The organism is Balneola sp. (assembly GCA_002694685.1).
GTDB lineage: Bacteria > Bacteroidota > Rhodothermia > Balneolales > Balneolaceae > Gracilimonas.
In genome coordinates, this window is the sequence record NZMW01000006.1 from 1 (window position 1) to 17,163 (window position 17,163).

General features: G+C 40.4%; 20 protein-coding genes. 10 read left to right on the forward strand and 10 right to left on the reverse strand.

Features of this window, described 5'->3' with window-relative positions:
- The first annotated feature begins 105 nt into the window (after positions 1–105).
- The 8 genes from CL667_09295 to CL667_09330 all read left to right on the forward strand — a co-directional run bounded on the left by CL667_09295 (position 106) and on the right by CL667_09330 (position 7,397).
- Complete coding sequence (locus CL667_09295) at positions 106–552, forward strand: hypothetical protein (protein ID MAL17896.1); 447 nt, start codon at positions 106–108, stop codon at positions 550–552.
- Position 553: 1 nt separating this feature from the next.
- Positions 554–1,591, forward strand: coding sequence for an arsenical-resistance protein (gene arsB, locus CL667_09300; protein MAL17897.1), 1,038 nt, complete (start codon positions 554–556; stop codon positions 1,589–1,591).
- An 85-nt stretch (positions 1,592–1,676) separates the two neighbouring features.
- Positions 1,677–2,807 carry a pectate lyase gene (pelA, locus tag CL667_09305; GenBank protein ID MAL17898.1) on the forward strand — a complete coding sequence of 377 codons (1,131 nt, stop codon included), beginning with the start codon at positions 1,677–1,679 and terminating at the stop codon, positions 2,805–2,807.
- A 203-nt stretch (positions 2,808–3,010) separates the two neighbouring features.
- Positions 3,011–3,442 (forward strand): 6-pyruvoyl tetrahydrobiopterin synthase, encoded by a 432-nt coding sequence (locus tag CL667_09310; GenBank protein ID MAL17899.1) that lies wholly within the window; start codon positions 3,011–3,013, stop codon positions 3,440–3,442.
- Positions 3,443–3,470: 28 nt separating this feature from the next.
- Positions 3,471–4,370, forward strand: coding sequence for a GTP cyclohydrolase I FolE2 (locus CL667_09315; GenBank protein MAL17900.1), 900 nt, complete (start codon positions 3,471–3,473; stop codon positions 4,368–4,370).
- 232 nt (positions 4,371–4,602) lie between these two features.
- Positions 4,603–5,244: a hypothetical protein gene (locus CL667_09320; GenBank protein MAL17901.1), complete on the forward strand. Its 642-nt coding sequence runs from the start codon at positions 4,603–4,605 to the stop codon at positions 5,242–5,244.
- Between the two features lie 47 nt (positions 5,245–5,291).
- Entirely contained in the window at positions 5,292–5,534 is a 243-nt protein-coding gene (locus CL667_09325) for a hypothetical protein (GenBank protein MAL17902.1), read from the forward strand.
- A gap of 105 nt (positions 5,535–5,639) precedes the next feature.
- Positions 5,640–7,397 carry a hypothetical protein gene (locus CL667_09330; GenBank protein ID MAL17903.1) on the forward strand — a complete coding sequence of 586 codons (1,758 nt, stop codon included), beginning with the start codon at positions 5,640–5,642 and terminating at the stop codon, positions 7,395–7,397.
- A gap of 54 nt (positions 7,398–7,451) precedes the next feature.
- Here CL667_09330 and CL667_09335 read toward each other — a convergent pair whose 3' ends face one another.
- From CL667_09335 to CL667_09375, 9 genes are all read right to left on the reverse strand, one after another.
- On the reverse strand, positions 7,452–8,120 hold the full coding sequence (locus tag CL667_09335) for a hypothetical protein (GenBank protein ID MAL17904.1): 669 nt from the start codon (positions 8,118–8,120) through the stop codon (positions 7,452–7,454).
- Between the two features lie 121 nt (positions 8,121–8,241).
- Positions 8,242–8,688 carry a hypothetical protein gene (locus tag CL667_09340; GenBank protein MAL17905.1) on the reverse strand — a complete coding sequence of 149 codons (447 nt, stop codon included), beginning with the start codon at positions 8,686–8,688 and terminating at the stop codon, positions 8,242–8,244.
- Between the two features lie 175 nt (positions 8,689–8,863).
- Positions 8,864–9,301: a hypothetical protein gene (locus CL667_09345; protein ID MAL17906.1), complete on the reverse strand. Its 438-nt coding sequence runs from the start codon at positions 9,299–9,301 to the stop codon at positions 8,864–8,866.
- A gap of 10 nt (positions 9,302–9,311) precedes the next feature.
- A complete protein-coding gene (locus CL667_09350; protein MAL17907.1) occupies positions 9,312–9,869 on the reverse strand; it encodes an ATPase in 558 nt (185 codons plus the stop codon).
- A 7-nt stretch (positions 9,870–9,876) separates the two neighbouring features.
- Positions 9,877–10,200, reverse strand: coding sequence for a transcriptional regulator (locus CL667_09355; GenBank protein ID MAL17908.1), 324 nt, complete (start codon positions 10,198–10,200; stop codon positions 9,877–9,879).
- A gap of 67 nt (positions 10,201–10,267) precedes the next feature.
- The gene (locus CL667_09360) at positions 10,268–10,675 is read right to left on the reverse strand and encodes a gamma-glutamylcyclotransferase (protein MAL17909.1); all 408 of its coding nucleotides are present in this window, start codon (positions 10,673–10,675) and stop codon (positions 10,268–10,270) included.
- 20 nt (positions 10,676–10,695) lie between these two features.
- The gene (locus tag CL667_09365; GenBank protein MAL17910.1) at positions 10,696–10,992 is read right to left on the reverse strand and encodes a hypothetical protein; all 297 of its coding nucleotides are present in this window, start codon (positions 10,990–10,992) and stop codon (positions 10,696–10,698) included.
- Between the two features lie 143 nt (positions 10,993–11,135).
- On the reverse strand, positions 11,136–11,660 hold the full coding sequence (locus tag CL667_09370; protein ID MAL17911.1) for a hypothetical protein: 525 nt from the start codon (positions 11,658–11,660) through the stop codon (positions 11,136–11,138).
- Between the two features lie 32 nt (positions 11,661–11,692).
- A complete protein-coding gene (locus tag CL667_09375) occupies positions 11,693–12,976 on the reverse strand; it encodes an amidohydrolase (protein MAL17912.1) in 1,284 nt (427 codons plus the stop codon).
- A 169-nt stretch (positions 12,977–13,145) separates the two neighbouring features.
- Here CL667_09375 and CL667_09380 point away from each other — a divergent pair, with 169 nt between their 5' ends.
- On the forward strand, positions 13,146–14,219 hold the full coding sequence (locus CL667_09380) for a hypothetical protein (GenBank protein MAL17913.1): 1,074 nt from the start codon (positions 13,146–13,148) through the stop codon (positions 14,217–14,219).
- A gap of 95 nt (positions 14,220–14,314) precedes the next feature.
- The gene (locus CL667_09385; protein MAL17914.1) at positions 14,315–15,400 is read left to right on the forward strand and encodes a hypothetical protein; all 1,086 of its coding nucleotides are present in this window, start codon (positions 14,315–14,317) and stop codon (positions 15,398–15,400) included.
- A 21-nt stretch (positions 15,401–15,421) separates the two neighbouring features.
- Here CL667_09385 and CL667_09390 read toward each other — a convergent pair whose 3' ends face one another.
- Positions 15,422–17,077: a beta-N-acetylglucosaminidase gene (locus CL667_09390; GenBank protein ID MAL17915.1), complete on the reverse strand. Its 1,656-nt coding sequence runs from the start codon at positions 17,075–17,077 to the stop codon at positions 15,422–15,424.
- Positions 17,078–17,163 lie beyond the last annotated feature (86 nt).

Consider the following 17,163-nt stretch of genomic DNA (forward strand, 5'->3'; position numbering starts at 1 on the left):
TATAGCACTCGTTGTTTACAGATTGCTACTGAGATGTTCTATATGATGAACCAAGTAAAGTAAAAGAAAAAAATTTACCCATATTAATCGCATAAATACGATAAAATGAATACATCAACCTTTATACAGTCACTCGTTCAAAATTCAGGTAAAGAACTTCAGTTTAAACTACCTGACGAATCCATAATTTCAGGAGATCTTCACATCACTGAAATTCAAAACCACAAGGTAGACTCAGTAGATTGTGGAGGAAACGCACATGAGTATGATGAAACCGTGGTTCAGCTTTGGATCAATGAAAACTCCAGCAAACATGCCGAGTGGATAGCGGGAAAAGCGCTCAGCATATTTGAGACTGTCGGTAAGAAAATAGAGTATAGGGATGCTGCCGAGCTATTCATCGAATTTGGAGATTCGAATCACCCTACCATCCGCTATTCGGTGAAGGACATATACGAAGGCGCTGAACGTATGACTGTAGACATGACGGTGAAACCGACGGCATGCAAACCAAGTTTAGAAAAATCCTCAGAAAAAGTAACCTGCTGCTAAGATGACAAAATCAGAAAAACGAATTGATTTCTTTGAACGATACCTCACGCTGTGGGTACTGATATGTATAGGAATCGGAATTGGTGTGGGATATGTAGCTGGAGATTCGATTGAAGCTATAAGCCGCTGGGAAATTTATAAAGTAAATATCCCGGTAGCGATTCTGGTATGGCTGATGATATATCCTATGATGCTTCAGGTTGACTTCAGTTCGCTAAAGGAGATCGGTAAGTCACCGAAAGGGGTCGTGTGGACCGTTGTTATTAACTGGGCCATCAAGCCCTTTACGATGGCGTTTTTTGCGTGGATCTTTTTTGATAAGATGTACTCCGCTTGGTTAAGTCCGGAGTTGGCTGATCAGTACATAGCCGGGGCTATTTTATTGGGAGCAGCTCCTTGTACGGCCATGGTATTTGTGTGGTCGTATTTGTCAGACGGGGATCCTAATTATACGCTTGTTCAGGTTTCTGTGAATGACCTGCTGATCTTGATTTTGTTCATACCCATCGTGGGATTATTACTGGGTATCACTGAGCTAACCATTCCTTGGAACACGCTGGCTGCATCAATCCTCATCTTTGTAGTGATTCCATTAGTAGCCGGTTATTTGACGCATAAAGTAGCCATTAACCGAAAAGGAAAAGAATGGTACACCGGGAAGTTTCTGCCAAAATTTAAGCCGGTTTCAATTTCAGCCCTATTAATTACACTGATCCTTCTTTTTGCTTACCAGGGAGAGCGGATCATTAATCAGCCTATAGACATTCTTTTGATCTCAATCCCGCTGATTATTCAAACGTACTTTATTTTTGCACTGGCATGGTATGGCGGGAAAAAAATAGGGTTGCCTTATCAAGTATGTGCACCGGGCTCCATGATTGGGGCCAGTAACTTCTTTGAATTGGCGGTAGCCGTGGCTATAGCATTATTTGGTCTTCAGTCCGGAGCAGCTTTGGTTACCGTGGTAGGAGTGCTGATAGAAGTTCCAATCATGCTTTCCTTAGTACGATACGCAAATAGCAGGAGGGCGAGTTATTAATTTACAGGATTCCGCTTGAAAGGTCAGTTTAAGCAATCTAGATAATCATTGGTTATATTTTAGTTTTAACCAAGGTTACAGCTGTATGAAGAAATCTAAAAAATTTCAGCTCAATGTTCTTTTCATTCTATTTTTAATCAGTTTGCTACAGGTTGGATGTGCACCATCAGTGGTCGCTCAAACATCCGATAGCACGATAAGATGGGCGGATGCACAATTGCAGTCTTCTTCGTGGTATGAAGGCAAGGAGGCTGTTCGGATCGCCGACAATGTATTGATGTATCAGCATGAAAGCGGAGGCTGGCCCAAAAATTTGGATATGGCTTCTCGACTTTCTGAAAAGGAAAAGGAGCGTATCAAAGAAGAGAAGAAATCAGAAGATAGCTCGCTCAATGAAATCACAATAGATAATGGAGCGACCGTAGCACAGATCAGATATCTCGTTAAGGTTTATGCAGCAACAGAACAAGATCGTTTTAAAGAAGGAGTACTGAAGGGATTAGATTATCTGCTAGAAGCTCAGTATGACAATGGGGGCTGGCCTCAGTTCTATCCGCTGAGAGACGGGTATTACGAGAATATTACGTACAACGACGGGGCTATGATCAGGGTGATGGACACCTTGCGGAATGTGGCCAAGGGAGAATCGTTGTATTCCTTTGTAGATGAAGCCCGCAGACAACAAGCAGCCGATGCAATCAACCGAGGCTTGCGGGTCATTTTAGATACACAAGTTGAAGTAGACGGTGAGCTGACGGTCTGGTGTGCACAATATGATCCTGTAACTTTACGCCCAGCCAAAGCGCGATCGTATGAACTTATTTCCTTAAGCGGTTCAGAAAGCGTGGGTATTGTCAATTATTTGATGGAAATAGACAACCCTTCTCCAGAGGTAATCACAGCGGTGAAAAGTGCAGTTGCTTGGTTTGATAAAGTAAAGATAACCGATGTTCGAATTGTTGATGTAGATAGACCTGAGCTCTCAGAAGGGTATGACCAAGTCATAGGTTTTGACCCCACAGGTGAATCTTTGCTATGGGCCCGTTTTTACGAAATCGGGACAAATTACCCCATGTTTGTCGATAGGGAAGGCACCGTTCATGCCGCATTTTCCGAACTACCTTATGAACGGCGGATAAACTATTTATGGCTGGGAGACTGGGCGCAGAATCTGTTGGAAAAGGACTATCCTAACTGGCTTAGCCGCATTCAGTAAATATGGTTGAATAGATTTGGTGCCTGATTAATTTAGGTGCTTTTTCAATACTGCAATTCTGAAAACACTCAACATCATCACTGAATTATTCCAACGAAACCCATTCCACACTTTCTCTTAAAAAAATATTAGCATTTGCAGAACTGTTTATAATTTCTGAATGTTAGGATACCTCATCACTAACAATTTTAAAAAGAAAAATTTTGACGTTTGTAACACGCAGAGCACATTTTAACGCAGCCCACCGCCTCCATAATCCAGACAAAAGTGAAGAATGGAATAAGAAGACTTTTGGGAAGTGTAACCTTCCGAATTGGCATGGACATAATTATGTCATTGAGGTAACGGTGTCGGGTGAGCCTGACCCTGAGACTGGTTATACCATTGATCTTGGAAAACTAAAGGCAATCATGAAAGAAAAGGTCTTGGATCCCTGCGATCATAGAAACCTCAATTTGGACGTGGATTTTCTGGATGGAATTATTCCAACTACAGAGAATTTAGTGAGAGCTTTTTACGAGCAACTTCGCCCGGATGTGGAAGAAGCATGTGCCCGTGGCGGGAAACTATATAAGGTTAAGCTTTTCGAAACCGAACGAAATATAGCCGAATATTGTCCATACGTAGGACTATAAAAGACTATTCATTATTAGCAGTAAAGATATGATTACGAATGAAGTACAACGATTTTACGACCCAACTTTCACGGTAACGAAAGAGTACAAAGACTCTCTGCCGGATTTGCAAAATGGGCCAGCTTCCTTGATTGAAGGGGCAAACGTGCCTATCCAGCAAGTTGGCATTTCAAATTTTAAGCTCCCTCTTAAGTTCCGCAGAAGAGAAGGAGAGCCTGTTACGCTTGAGGCAAGCATAGATGGCTATGTAAGTCTTGAAAAGGATAAGAAAGGGATCAACATGAGCCGCATCATGAGAACCTTCTATAAGTTTCAGGACAAAGTATTCCATATAGATCGCCTGGAAGAAATTCTAAAAGCATACAAAGAAGATTTAGGAAGTCAGGAATCATTTCTTCGAGTGAGTTTCAACTATCCGCTGCTGAAAGACAGTCTGCGTTCAGGGATGAAAGGATATCAGTATTATAAGGTGCAGTTGGAAGGTCGTCTTGATAATTACGATCAGTTCCAGAAACACATGCATTTAGATTTTGAATACAGCAGCGCTTGCCCTTGCAGCTATGAACTTGCTGAGCATGCCCGTGAAGAACGAGGTGTTGCTTCTATTCCGCATAGCCAAAGAAGCGTGGCCAACGTAACGGTGGCTCTCAAGGATGAATTTTTCGTCGAAGACTTAGTTCAAATTTGTCGAACAGCTCTTCAAACAGAAACTCAGGTGATGGTTAAGCGAGAAGACGAGCAGGCGTTTGCTGAAATGAATGGTGCGTTCCAAAAGTTTGTGGAAGACGCCGCACGACTTCTATATGATGAACTTGACAGCTACAACAGTATCCATGACTTCGTTGTACGATGTGTACATATGGAAAGTCTGCACAGTCATGATGCCGTTAGCCGAATTTGTAAAGGCCTTCCAAATGGATTGAGATAACCCAGAAATAGTTTATTTAAACTTAAGCCTCGCTCTTTTTAGAGTGAGGCTTTTTTTATTCTATGACATAGAGATGAGCGGATAACTTTTCTGAAGGTCTATTAATAAAAAAATCAAAATGTCAGGGTCATATCTAGTTGTGAAATGAGTCTGTCATCCATTAAATTAGTTTTGAATTTCATCTAGCCTTATTCCTTCCAAATGTATCAAAGTCACAACGAATTCTTAGCGAATGCTTAACTGGTTCAAAAAAAAGCTAGCAACTTCTTACAGCAATGAAGAGTGGATTGAGGCTTTAAGTCCTCCGCCTTTAGATAAAGCAATTGCGAAACTCCGGGGTTACTTGGTGAAAGGCCTAAAAGCTTCTCTATATAAGTATGTTGATAAAAACTTGGGCGACTTCGTTGAAGACATTGCTCAGGATTCATTACTCAAAATTCTGGATAAGCTTCACACTTTTCGGGGTGAAAGCAAATTCACCACCTGGGCTATGAAAATTGCTGTACGTGAGGGATATACAGAACTTCGCAAGAAAAGATATAATGACATTTCACTTCATGACTATGTAAACCCGAAAGGTGAGGCAGAGCACGCCATAGAAGTGGAAGAGAAAGAAGCACTGCCGGATCAAATTACGCATGAGTCAATGCTGGTTGAAAAGGTCATGAGAGTTATGGAAGAAGAGCTTACTGAGAAACAAAAAACAGTATTGCAGTATTTAATTATAGACCAGATTCCATTAACGATTGTGGCAGAGAAAATGAATACAAATCGAAATGCTATTTATAAGTTGGTATACGATGCCCGACTAAAACTCAAGAATAGCCTCGAACTTGATGGGATTGATCCCGAAGAAATTTTGGAGGAGATGTAAGAAATGAAGATCTCACTGCGTCAATTCAATAATAGAGTTATTCAGATATGAAACTAGATCACAAAATATTAAAGGTTTTATTAGGTGCTGTTCATTCTACTCACGATAATGAAATTGCGTGTGGTGAATGTTTTGATAAAATCCATGAGTTTGCCGAACTAGAATTGCTAGGTAAATCTCCTGACGAAGCAATGCCATTGGTAAGAGAGCACCTTGAAAAGTGTGCAGAGTGTAAAGAAGAATATGAAGCTCTTCTGAAGGGGTTAGAGAAGCTGAAGGTTTATTCATAGCGGATATTTTCTAACTTTTTTCAAGTCTTGGCTTATGAATTATGCACACGGATTAAATAAGCCTTATCTTTTCTAAAACAATTCATCAAAAAATTCTTTCCTGTAATGCCTAAGATTTTCTACTCAATAGTCGCCCTTTTATTATTTTCATTTCCTGCCTTTTCACAAACACCCATTTCCATTTCGGAAGCCCGTCAGCAGTCTATCGGAAGCACGGTCACTGTAACCGGACATCTAACGGTAACTGATGAGTTTGAGGGGCCGGTTTATTTTCAAGACGAAACCGGAGGAATTGCATGGTTTGATTTTGGTTTGATGCGAGGAGATGATGGATTTGCCTTGGATGTAAATCGTGGTGACTCTATAGTGATAACTGGCGAACTGGGCGAATTCAATGATCTTATCCAAATTGTAGGAGATACGGAATACGAAATTTTTCCTGAAGGAAATAAGAATATAGAACCTACAGTCATTACGGTTGAAGAGTTAAATTCGGGTGACTTTGAAGGCCAGCTTGTATCTATGAGTGTTGATGTTATTCACTCAGGAGCATTCCAATCTGATGAATACACTATCACCGATAGAACCGGAAGCGGGGTGCTCTATATCAATGATGATACGGAAGTAATTGGTGCAGCAGCTCCGGAAGGTATAACCACCATAGTGGGTGTGGTCGGGATTTTCAGAGGCACGTACCAGCTATTACCGCGTGACTTTAATGATATTGATGCTAAAGAGGTCGTTTATCCTGGTGAGGAAGTTTCTAAAGACGAAACCTTTGAAATTGCCACCTGGAATATCGAATGGTTTGGTTCTGCCAGCAATGGTCCGGATAATGAAGAAGAACAAATGGAAAATGTAGTACGTGTTATTTCAGAAGTTGATGCCGACGTATATGCATTTCAGGAAATTGCCAATCCATCGGCTTTTGCGGAACTCATTCTCTCTTTGGACGGCTATGGAGGCTTTTTAGCTGACTTTTCCCAAAGCCAAGAAACAGCCTTTTTATTTAAAAGAGCTACCGTAGATTCGTTGGATTCCGGGCAAATAACTACTGGATTAACTCAGTCAAACTGGGCTAATGGCCGCTATCCATTATTCTTTCGGTTTAATGTGACCATAAATGATGAGAGCAGAGAAATCTATGCCTATAACATTCATGCCAAAGCTTTTGGTGACATTGATTCTTACAATCAGCGCGAAAATGCTTCCCGTGAATTAAAGCTTTATCTGGACAATACCCGTCCCGATGCAAATGTCATTTTCCTTGGGGATTATAATGATACCATTGAAGGTTCGATATCTGATGGTCAGGATTCTCCATATGACAATTTCGATGAAGATGAAGAATACACCATTTTGACCAAAGCATTGGAAGAGCAAGGATTTCAATCTCAGGCCTCGGGTTCTTTTATCGACCATATCACTATTACATCTGAGTTGGTTGACGAACATATTGTGGAAGCTCAGCGAGTCGAGAATACCTCTTATATCGGAAGCTATCTAAGTTCTACATCTGGCCATTACCCCATCTGGACCCGATTTCAGTTCACTACATTAGTTGGGAATGAAGAGCAAAGTGCAAGCCAGCCGGTAAATTTCTCTTTGGAGCAAAATTATCCTAATCCATTTAACCCAACGACTAATATCCAATATAGTGTAGCTGAAAACAGTGAGGTTACACTTCGGGTTTATGATATGCTTGGGAGAGAAATTGCTACATTGGTTAATGGAGAACGTTTAAGCAGCGGTTCTTATACAGCTACTTTTGATGCTTCTAATCTTTCCAGTGGAATGTATATTTATCAGCTTTCAACGGGTGATGGAGTTCAACTGACAAGGAAAATGATGTTGATTAAGTAAATCAATCTTTTACTAAAAGACTTTAAACCCCTCAGATATAATTATTTGAGGGGTTTATTTTTTTACCACTAGGCAAGCATCTTTAACTTCAATTTCAGTCTTGTCATCCATAACCTTTTGATAAGCATTTGTCTGCTGACCTAGAATACTAAAGCTATTGGATTCCATAAGGGCGATTAACTCATCTGACTCATAAAGGGCGAAATTGTGCTTGGTGAATTCAAAATGTTCAACGGAGTGTCGAGGACGGTAGCCAACCAAAAAAGTGCCCTCAGGTTTTAATACTCTTCGGATTTCCTGCAGATGAAGAGCTGGTGGATTCAGAAAGTAGATGACATTGATGGCTATAATGCAATCAAATGTATGGTCTTGAAAAGGCAGGGAAGAGGTTTCTGAACACTGAATACTAAGTTTACCATCATCAATTAGACGCGAATTTCGATGTTCGGCTTCTTTGCACATATCTTCCGAAAAATCTACACCAGTGACATTTAAACCTGGTTCAACAGTAAAATACTGTGAGAAATGCTTCCCGTTCCCAAAACCGATTTCCAGCACTTTTTGATCTGGTTTTAGGTCAAGTAATTCAAAAGCGAGATCATATAGTCCCTGGTTTGATTCATTGAGGGCCTTAGCTACTTCAAGCCCTGTTTTTCCAGTGGGTTTTTTAAGCTGATTTGAAAGTTCTTTTGGGTCCATAAAATTGGGTATTAGATCAGCCAATTGATGTAGGTATTCTTTCAGATGGTAAGGTAGAATAAAGTGGTAGACCTTAAAATCTATTTATAATAAAAAAAGCTATGCCGTGAAGCATAGCTTTGGAAAAAGATCAAAAAAAGACGGATTAATTATATTGAATAAATACCGTTTCATTCTTTTTTATGGCTAAATCAGTGGCTTTTTGATAAGCTTCTTTCGTCTCCTCAACCGAAGCGTCTTTTGATAATGTGACGGTATTTTCAGAAGGACTAGTGATATCATTCGCCATTCCACCACCGGCTGCACAGGTCACCTTGATATTCATAGGAGTAACAAGGCTAAACGTAATTGCAGACACTAAACCGTTTAAAAAACTGATTTGTGTTTCTACTTTTGCTACACCATTCGTGCATTTTTCAGAGGCATCGACTGTTGCAGGGGGGATTAACCCGTAAACAAAACTGAGTGCCCATGGTTGTTCAATAACTTCATTTGAAGCTGCTTTCCCCGTTTCTACCGTTGCATGAAAACAACCCGTTAACGTAAAAGTTGAGATTAGTGTTAGTAAAAGAATTGCTTTAGATATTTTCATAGTTGTACCCTCTATTAAGTTATATATTTAAAAATGCTGTTATAATAGTAACCCCATTAATAACAGTGGTTAAAATATGAAAATAGAATCCAAAAACAATTAGAAATAGAAACACGGTAGCATCTTCATAAGAATAGACGATAACTAAAACCCCAAAAGCATTCTTATTTGTTTATCAAGACCTTGCCTCGAAGGGTACAATAGTATCATGCTCAACATACTCTTTTAAATTTTTCAATAAAATGGCCCAGCAATATGAAGCCGTTTTAAAGTGAGTATTGCAAGAAGGCCAGCCGGTATGCTGGAAAGTTACTTCAGTTCCATCCTCCGCATCATTCAACTCAAACCCAAAGCTGGTAGGGTTCCAGTCTTTATCGGATTTAGTCATTCTAACATGGAATGAAGTATTGGTAACGGATTCAATGACCTCAGCATACCAGTCGTATTCCTCTCCAAAATAAAAGTTGTACTCACTCCCGACTTTGGGTTCGCCTGAGCTTTTTAACGGCCACCAATTATTGAGATGCTCCGGTTTCGTGATCGCATCAAATACTTCCTTTTTGTCTTTTTTGATTACCAAAAAGTGGAAGATATCAAAGCTCTTTGCTTTCATGAGTGTAGTTTTAATTATCGGATAAGTTGGAAATCAGTTGTTCATACTCTTTCTCCAGCGGCATGTGGACATTCCAAAAAGGCTTCGGGTCTTTATTATCCACACAGTCAATTAGGATAGAAAGATGAGTATGCCAGCCGGCACCAATTCCTGCTTTAGTATCAGAATCTGTTGGTAATTTACGGTGAGTAAGCCTAAGCAGAACTTGTTCCTCACCGTGGGATTCCAGCTCAAAAGTGACTTCAGAACCTTCGCCATCACCTTCATCCCAAGTGTAGCTCAAAACGTGGGGGCGGTCATATTTGGTAACTACTCCCTTGGAAACCTGTCCTTCTTCCAAATCCTTATATTTTTCTGGAAGGGGGTCGTCTTCTTTGGATAGTCGTGAGTGATCAAATTCATGCGTTACCGTTCCGCCAACTTTCGGCTCAACATCACCGGCTGAAAGCCATTTTGCTTTAAATTCAGATTCTGTCAAATATTTCCATACCTCCTCAGCTGATCCATTGAGAATGCGTTCAAAGCAAATGGTCCCCGGTTCTGTAAAAACTCCATGTTTCTTATTCATAGCTCTACTATTTGTTTGATGGTGAATTCAGATCGTTCATTAATGCTTCTAAAGCGTCCAGCTTCTGATCCCAGAACTTCTGATATCTTTTAAGCCACGCCATAACTTCTTGCAGTTTTTGAACGTCAGCCCTGCAATATCTCTTTCTTCCCTTTTTTCGGATTACAATTAAACCGCACTCGTTTAAAATTTTGATATGCTTTGATACCGCCGGACGGCTTATGTCAAACTTCTCTGCTATATCATTGACCGGCATAGATTCCCCGGCCAGAATATCAAAAATTTCTCTGCGAGTTGGATCGGCAATGGCCTGGAATACATCTTGAGACATACAATAAATAATTACGTAACTGATTGGTTACAAATATATATGTAACTATTTAGTTACGCAAATAAATTTATACTTCCTCGGAAAAACGACCAGAGGCTATAGCAGGAAATTGACTATATGAATTGTTGAAAAGATAGGTATAGGCAGGTATTGTATCGCCTTCAATAACGACTGGAATAATCTCACGTTTAAACTCATTAGGCAGGTTGAATTGTGAGCCAATTCCTTCGTAATCGTCTAATTTTTGCAGGAGTTGTTCTTTATTCTGAGTTACTTCAAACAAATGACCATACACCTTGTTCTTTGAATCGGGGAGGTACACAGCTCCCGGATAGAAGCTAACTTGAAACAGGATGCCGGGGAAGTAACCTTCTCCAATAAAAGTCTGTGTTGAATGAAGGTATCGTGCCACCGGGTTGTCGCAACCTTTCATCAATGTACCATATACAAAAAGCATGTTGGTTTCCTTTTTCATAATGAAAGAAGGTACTCTGATTACCCTTGAGTTAGTAATACTAAAGCATCGTTAAGTGCGGCTACAGAGTGAGAAACTTCTGCAGGGATTTCAATTTCATCGAACTGCTTGAGACGGGTATCTTTCTTTCCCTGGTGATACATCACTTCACCTTCCAACACTAATAACTTGGTAGGGTGATGGGCTTTATGATCCTCAAGTTTCATTCCCTTGTTAAAACCGAATACTAATACTTTAAAATGGTCTCCAATATGAAAGGACTTAGCAATAGGATGATTTGCCGTTTTTAACTGATCTTTAATGGAATCAATGGTCATAAATCGGTGGTTAAGTGAATTTGAACAAACATCTTACAAAAATGACTGCACTATTGCGAAATGTAGTCATTATTCATCTTCAGTTTAAATCTCAGGAGGGCTTCCTTATCTACTGATAGAGTTACACGGAAATCAGGATAAACTCAGATTTTGTTGTCTCTGAGATCTTTATGGAGAGAAGCTTCTTTTAGTTGTCGATTCTGAAGCAGGTAATCCAGATCGTTTCTGTTATCATACATCAACTGTTTATGGTAATAATTGATGTATTCACAGATAGCAAAAAGATTAGCAAAGATTGCCCAGCCAAATAGATTGTCACCATTTAAGCTTTTACCCGAGATGTACCACTGAATCAATAGAATAATCGGGATTAAACCTATGGCAACTCGATTATGCTTTTTAAAGGCCCGAAAACGGGATAAGATAGTTCGTTCAAAAATCGGTTTTTCATTCAGTGAAGAAAACTTCACCCACCAGTAGTATGTGCCTTGAAATAAGATGTAGCACATCAGTATGAGACCATAGGACAGAAAGATGTAATCCCAAAAGCCGTAATGGAAATTGATAAAAAGTAAAATCCCAAAAAACATCACCACATTCATTCCTTCAACCTGGAAAGTCCACTGAAGGCGTTTTAGTAGCTTCTTTTTTTGGGATCCTAAAGACATAGAAAAAATAAAGGCTGCATAGTGAATTTATTTTATTTATAAATCACACCATCTTTCATAACAAAAGAAACTCGTTCGAGTGTTGTTACATCTTCTAATGGATTATCATCAGTTGCTATGATGTCAGCTAATTTTCCAGCTTCGATAGAACCAATTTGATCCTGCATTCCTAAAACGGTAGCTCCGGTCATAGTTGCACTTTTGATCGCTTCCATGGTGGGCATTCCAACTTCAGTCATGTATTGGAATTCTTTACCGTTTAGTCCGTGAGGAAATACTCCGGCATCGGTTCCAAATGCAATATTAACGCCTCTTTTGTAGGCCTCAGCAAATGTATTTTGGATCATAGGCCCAATCTCCAGTGCTTTAGGTACAACCAGTTCAGGATAATATCCATCAATTTGAGCTTTTTCTGCTACCCATTTTCCTGCTGAAATGGTAGGCACGTAATAAGTTCCCTTTTCAATCATAAGGTCCATGACTTCAGGAGTCATCTTTGTGCCGTGTTCTATGGTGAGCACTCCTGCTTCAACGGCACGTTTCATTCCCTCAGCGCCATGGGCATGAGCTGCCACGTGCATGCCGTATTCATTGGCTGTCTCAACAATGGCATTTAATTCATCCATAAAAAACTGTGGGGCATCACCGGATTTTGCAACACTTAATACTCCGCCCGTAGCCGTAATTTTGATATGATCGGCACCGTTCTTGTATCGTTGACGTACCGCTTCTCGTGCTTCAGCAACACCGTTTAATACACCATCAACAGGCTCCGGGCTTCCCATCAAATCTTCTTTCCAGCCATTAGTCGGATCGGCATGACCGCCGGTAGTAGCCAGTGATTTACCAACGGTGATAATTCTTGGTCCAACCACATATCCGCCTTTAATAGCATCTCTGAGCGAGATATTAACTCCGGAACCTCCCAATTCCCGGACAGTTGTGAAACCAGCCATCAATGTTCGCTTCGAAAATAGAACTGAGCGATAGGCTTTATCGGCATCGTTAAAAGTGAAAGGCTCCAAATATTTAGCCGCATTTGTTTCACTTTCCAGGTGGACGTGTAAATCAATTAAACCGGGAAGAACCGTTTTTGATTTAAGATCTATAATTTCATCTCCGTCTCTTCCATTTATATAACCGTTTTGGATACCGGTTATCTCATTTCCTTCAACGATGATACTTACCTCACTGCGCGGATTATCAGAGATACCATCAATCAAAGTCCCTGCATGAATTATAGTCCGTTGTGCATGAGCAGAAAAAGATGTGAAAATCAGAATGATAAAGGAAAAGAAAAGTGTTTTGATGTCCATGATAACTTTGATTGGTTCTTTGATTTGGCGCAATATAGGTAAATGAAGTCAAATAAAAGTGAGTCTCCGGACTTGTTAAGTATGGAAAATATTGGAGCTTCTTTATTCACTTTAGAGCTTTTTTTATGGTAATTTTGAAGTCTTTTTAATATCCACAAACAGAGGATTAATGACGGTCTTATTATTCATCATTGGCTTGGTAACCTTGATTGGCGGGGCTGAGCTGTTTCTCAAGTCAGTAGATAAGTTTGGGCTTGCCTGGAGTGTTTCTCCCGTTGTTATGGGATTGACGGTTGTGGCATTTGCAACCGGCGCCCCGGAACTTGCCATCAGTTTGCAAGCGGCGGCAGATGGAAGGCCGGATCTTGTTTTGGGTAATATTCTGGGAAGTAATATTGCGAACATTCTCCTTATTCTCGGTATTGCTGGGCTTGTGAAGCCGCTTAGGATAACCAATCGGATTATTAAAATTGATGTTCCGGTTGTGATAGGGACGAGTGCATTGCTTTATGTTTTGGCTATGGATGGCCTGCTTACCTTAACCGATGGATTGATCATATTCGGTGGTCTTATTGCCTATTCGGTTTTTATGTATACACAGATCAAGAAAGATCGTGATGCTAATAAAAAGAAGTCAGCTGATGAAAAACCAAAGCTTGATGAACCCCTGACAACTTTATTTTACGGCAAATATATATTTCTTCTTTTAGGTGGGTTAGTATTAATTGTGATGGGATCTCGCTGGATGGTAGAAGCGGCCGTTGAAATAGCTGATATTTTGGGCATCTCAGAATTAATTATTGGACTGACTATTGTTTCTATAGGAACCTCACTGCCTGAAGTTGCCACTTCACTTTCAGCAGTAAGAAAAGGAGATTCAGACACAGCGGTTGCCAATGTGATGGGAAGTAATCTTTATAATATTCTGCTCACTTTAAGTCTGACCATCATTGTAGCACCGGGGGCTTTAACCGTTTCTCCCGATGCCCTAAACCTTGATATGCCATTCATGATCATTGTTGCATGCACATGTTTGCCTCTATTTTGGCCGGCCAAAGAATTGACCAGACCCGTAGCGAGCGGATTCCTGTTATACTATGCGTTGTACATGGCCTACCTAATTCTAATATCTATAGGGCATCCTTTTCAGGAGACAATGGAGTGGGGGATGCTATGGATTGTAATTCCGATAACGGTGGTCTTAGCCACTGTTAAATTTATTGGGCACCTTAGAAACCGATAAGGTTTTTCTTTTAGTCGCTAAGTAACTGTAACGTTTACTGTTGCTATTTAAGATCCGATTGTTATATTCGTGTAGAGAGTAATGATTCGGGTACTATGAAAAAGCTCCTTCCAATATTATTTACATCCACATTTCTACTGATTGGCTGCGATTTATTTGACAGCGCTAGCTCATCTAAAAAGAAAGAAATAGAACCCTTTTTCTGGGGTAGCGAGAAGTCATTTCCGGATTTAGCTCCAAGAATTTGGGTGTCTCCCAACGATCATATCTTCGCAGGGGGCGATTCTGCTTGGTTTTTATCAACAGATTATGGAGAAACGTTTTCCGAATTTGATGTACCTGATGAGGTTCTGAGTTTTGCCGTTAAGAAATATGGGCAAACGTATTATGGGAAAGGGCAGGTACTTTCTGATTTTTACATTATCGCAGGTGATACACTGGATCGGCCTTTTTTTGGTGGCGCTTTTAATCTTTACACTTCAAAAGATGGGAATAATTGGGCGAAAATTTCAGGTCCTTTTCAGATGTTTGACTTCATAAAGCATCAGGACTTAATGTATGTTGGAGAGCAAAATGGAGTAGTAGTACACAACTTAAGTACAGGAGAAGAATATGCTGCTGAGTTCCAATTTGATGGTGAGAATAGTCTTTATGTTCAAGAGCTGAAAGTAAACAGTAAGGGGGCAATATTTGCGGGGACTTTAGATGCTATTTACAGATCAAAAGATCAGGGGCGGTCGTGGGAATTAGTTACAGAAGAGATTTCTGAACGCTTTTACTGGGTAGAAAAAATCATCATTGAAGATGAAGTAATGTATGGTGTTGGCTCGAAAATATTGAAGTCCACCGATTCTGGGGAGAACTGGACCATTTCAGACTATACAATGGAAAACTATGAAGAAGGGGAAATTGAACAACTGTTTATAACTGATTTTGATATATCTGCAGATGGATATAAATATACCATTAATTACTTAGGCTTCTTTATAAATAGTGAAAAACAGGATAACCTGTTTAAGTTTTATGGTCCCGAAAAATATGAACGTTTCTCTGAAGACCTTCCAATGAACTACAGTGAAGTGCATTCTTTTAGGAATGGAGGAGTACTGATATTAAGCACCAGCAATTACTTTTATCGGGTTGGAACCAGGAATAGTGATTCAAAGTACTGGATACAGTGATTTTTTCTTATCAATACTTTATTACTCTTTCTCCATTTGATAATGCTTCGCATAATTCACATCTAAAATATCGAGCCGGTTGAAGTGTGTTTGAAGTCGTTCTAAGAAATCTTCCCAGTCTTTATTCTCAACCGAAGACCACACCACTTCCGCCAGCGCAGTAGCTCTTGGGTAAGCCATATATTCTACTTTTTTGCCGGAATGAAGGTATTCTGACCACACATTTCCCTGAGATCCCAGAATGTATTTTGCTTCTTCAGGAGTGAGTTCCTCAGGAATTGGTTCATAATTGTAAACATCCTCCAGAGTAGTCATGCCGCCAATAGATATCGGTTCATCTGCCGTTGGTTCAGCTTGAAAATGGTCGAAGTAGTTGGTGCCATTGGGTGTCATGATAACATCGTGCTGAATTTTTGCAGCCTGAATGCCACCAGCTTCGCCTCGCCAGCTCATAACGGTAGCTTGAGGCGCAAGTCCGCCTTCCATGATTTCATCCCAGCCAATAATCTGCCGGCCGTTTTCATTTAGAAATTTCTCTATCCGTTCGATGAAGTAACTCTGTAATTCATGTTCATCTTTCAGCCCTTCCCGTTTGATTACTTCCTGAGCAATCTCACTTTCTTCCCATTGTTTCTTAGGAGCTTCATCACCGCCAATGTGGATATACTTGCTTGGGAAAAGCTCCATGACTTCCACTAGCACATCTTCGAGGAAATCAAAGGTTTCCTCTTTAGGACAATAGATATCCTCAAAAACTCCCCAGGTAGATGTAACATGATATTCCTTGTCAAAGCAGCCAAACTCTGGGTAAGCCGCCAAAGCTGCACTTGAGTGACCCGGCATCTCAACCTCAGGTATAATCGTGATATGTCTTTTCTGTGCATAAGCTACAACTTGTTTGATCTCCTCTTGGGTGTAGAAGCCGCCGTGACGAACGTTGTCATACACTCCGGATCCGTAGTTGCCAATCAGGGTTGAGTCGCGCCAGGCTCCAATTTCGGTGAGCTTAGGGTACTTCTTGATTTCAATGCGCCAGCCCTGATCTTCTGTGAGATGCCAGTGAAAGCGATTCATTTTATGCATAGCCAGCAGATCGATGTATTTCTTTACGAACTCAACCGGAAAGAAATGGCGAGCAACGTCCAGATGCATGCCACGGTATTCAAATCGAGGATAGTCGGTGATCTCTACAGCCGGAATATTCCACTCCGTATTAACCGGCGCCATCGATGGTTTTTGGTATTCAATTTCGACCGGTAGCAGCTGGCGAAGGGTTTGGATTCCGTAGAAAAGTCCGGCAGTGGTTGGGGCAGAGATGGTAACTAAATCTTCATCCACAGAAAGTTGATACCCTTCCTCATTCTGAATACCCGATTCAGAATTTAAATGAAGGTAGATTCCGGAATCGGGAGCAGATGTACCCGAAACGATGTGATGCTTAATCCAGGTGGCCGAGAAGAGTAAATCGGAGAGATATCCTCCAAGGGATTCCATCTCCTCAGATGATTCAGATAGAATGATATCCGAACTTCGGGTCAGCTCAAAATGACCTCCACCCTGAACCATAGAAACCGGTTTTGGGATCACTGTTTGGGCCTTCACTTCAAAAGTAGAAAAAAGAATAATCAGGCTGAGTGTAAACAGAGAAAGAGCAGAGTATTGAATTCGGTGGGTCATTTTAGACAATTCAGTTCAATTTTGAATCTAAAATAGCATTTCTCTTTAATTATAAGTACTCTAATTTATCTATTCTTAAGTGCTTT

What these genes read in the sequence shown, in the direction of transcription:
- CL667_09360 (MAL17909.1), bottom strand. Translation starts at nt 10,675, where the DNA reads ATGAAAAAGGAAACCAACATGCTTTTTGTATATGGTACATTGATGAAA.
- arsB (MAL17897.1), top strand. Translation starts at nt 554, where the DNA reads ATGACAAAATCAGAAAAACGAATTGATTTCTTTGAACGATACCTCACG.
- CL667_09320 (MAL17901.1), top strand. Translation starts at nt 4,603, where the DNA reads ATGCTTAACTGGTTCAAAAAAAAGCTAGCAACTTCTTACAGCAATGAA.
- CL667_09325 (MAL17902.1), top strand. Translation starts at nt 5,292, where the DNA reads ATGAAACTAGATCACAAAATATTAAAGGTTTTATTAGGTGCTGTTCAT.
- CL667_09375 (MAL17912.1), bottom strand. Translation starts at nt 12,976, where the DNA reads ATGGACATCAAAACACTTTTCTTTTCCTTTATCATTCTGATTTTCACA.
- pelA (MAL17898.1), top strand. Translation starts at nt 1,677, where the DNA reads ATGAAGAAATCTAAAAAATTTCAGCTCAATGTTCTTTTCATTCTATTT.
- CL667_09340 (MAL17905.1), bottom strand. Translation starts at nt 8,688, where the DNA reads ATGAAAATATCTAAAGCAATTCTTTTACTAACACTAATCTCAACTTTT.
- CL667_09350 (MAL17907.1), bottom strand. Translation starts at nt 9,869, where the DNA reads ATGAATAAGAAACATGGAGTTTTTACAGAACCGGGGACCATTTGCTTT.
- CL667_09315 (MAL17900.1), top strand. Translation starts at nt 3,471, where the DNA reads ATGATTACGAATGAAGTACAACGATTTTACGACCCAACTTTCACGGTA.
- CL667_09370 (MAL17911.1), bottom strand. Translation starts at nt 11,660, where the DNA reads ATGTCTTTAGGATCCCAAAAAAAGAAGCTACTAAAACGCCTTCAGTGG.
- CL667_09330 (MAL17903.1), top strand. Translation starts at nt 5,640, where the DNA reads ATGCCTAAGATTTTCTACTCAATAGTCGCCCTTTTATTATTTTCATTT.
- CL667_09385 (MAL17914.1), top strand. Translation starts at nt 14,315, where the DNA reads ATGAAAAAGCTCCTTCCAATATTATTTACATCCACATTTCTACTGATT.
- CL667_09380 (MAL17913.1), top strand. Translation starts at nt 13,146, where the DNA reads ATGACGGTCTTATTATTCATCATTGGCTTGGTAACCTTGATTGGCGGG.
- CL667_09355 (MAL17908.1), bottom strand. Translation starts at nt 10,200, where the DNA reads ATGTCTCAAGATGTATTCCAGGCCATTGCCGATCCAACTCGCAGAGAA.
- CL667_09295 (MAL17896.1), top strand. Translation starts at nt 106, where the DNA reads ATGAATACATCAACCTTTATACAGTCACTCGTTCAAAATTCAGGTAAA.
- CL667_09365 (MAL17910.1), bottom strand. Translation starts at nt 10,992, where the DNA reads ATGACCATTGATTCCATTAAAGATCAGTTAAAAACGGCAAATCATCCT.
- CL667_09345 (MAL17906.1), bottom strand. Translation starts at nt 9,301, where the DNA reads ATGAAAGCAAAGAGCTTTGATATCTTCCACTTTTTGGTAATCAAAAAA.
- CL667_09390 (MAL17915.1), bottom strand. Translation starts at nt 17,077, where the DNA reads ATGACCCACCGAATTCAATACTCTGCTCTTTCTCTGTTTACACTCAGC.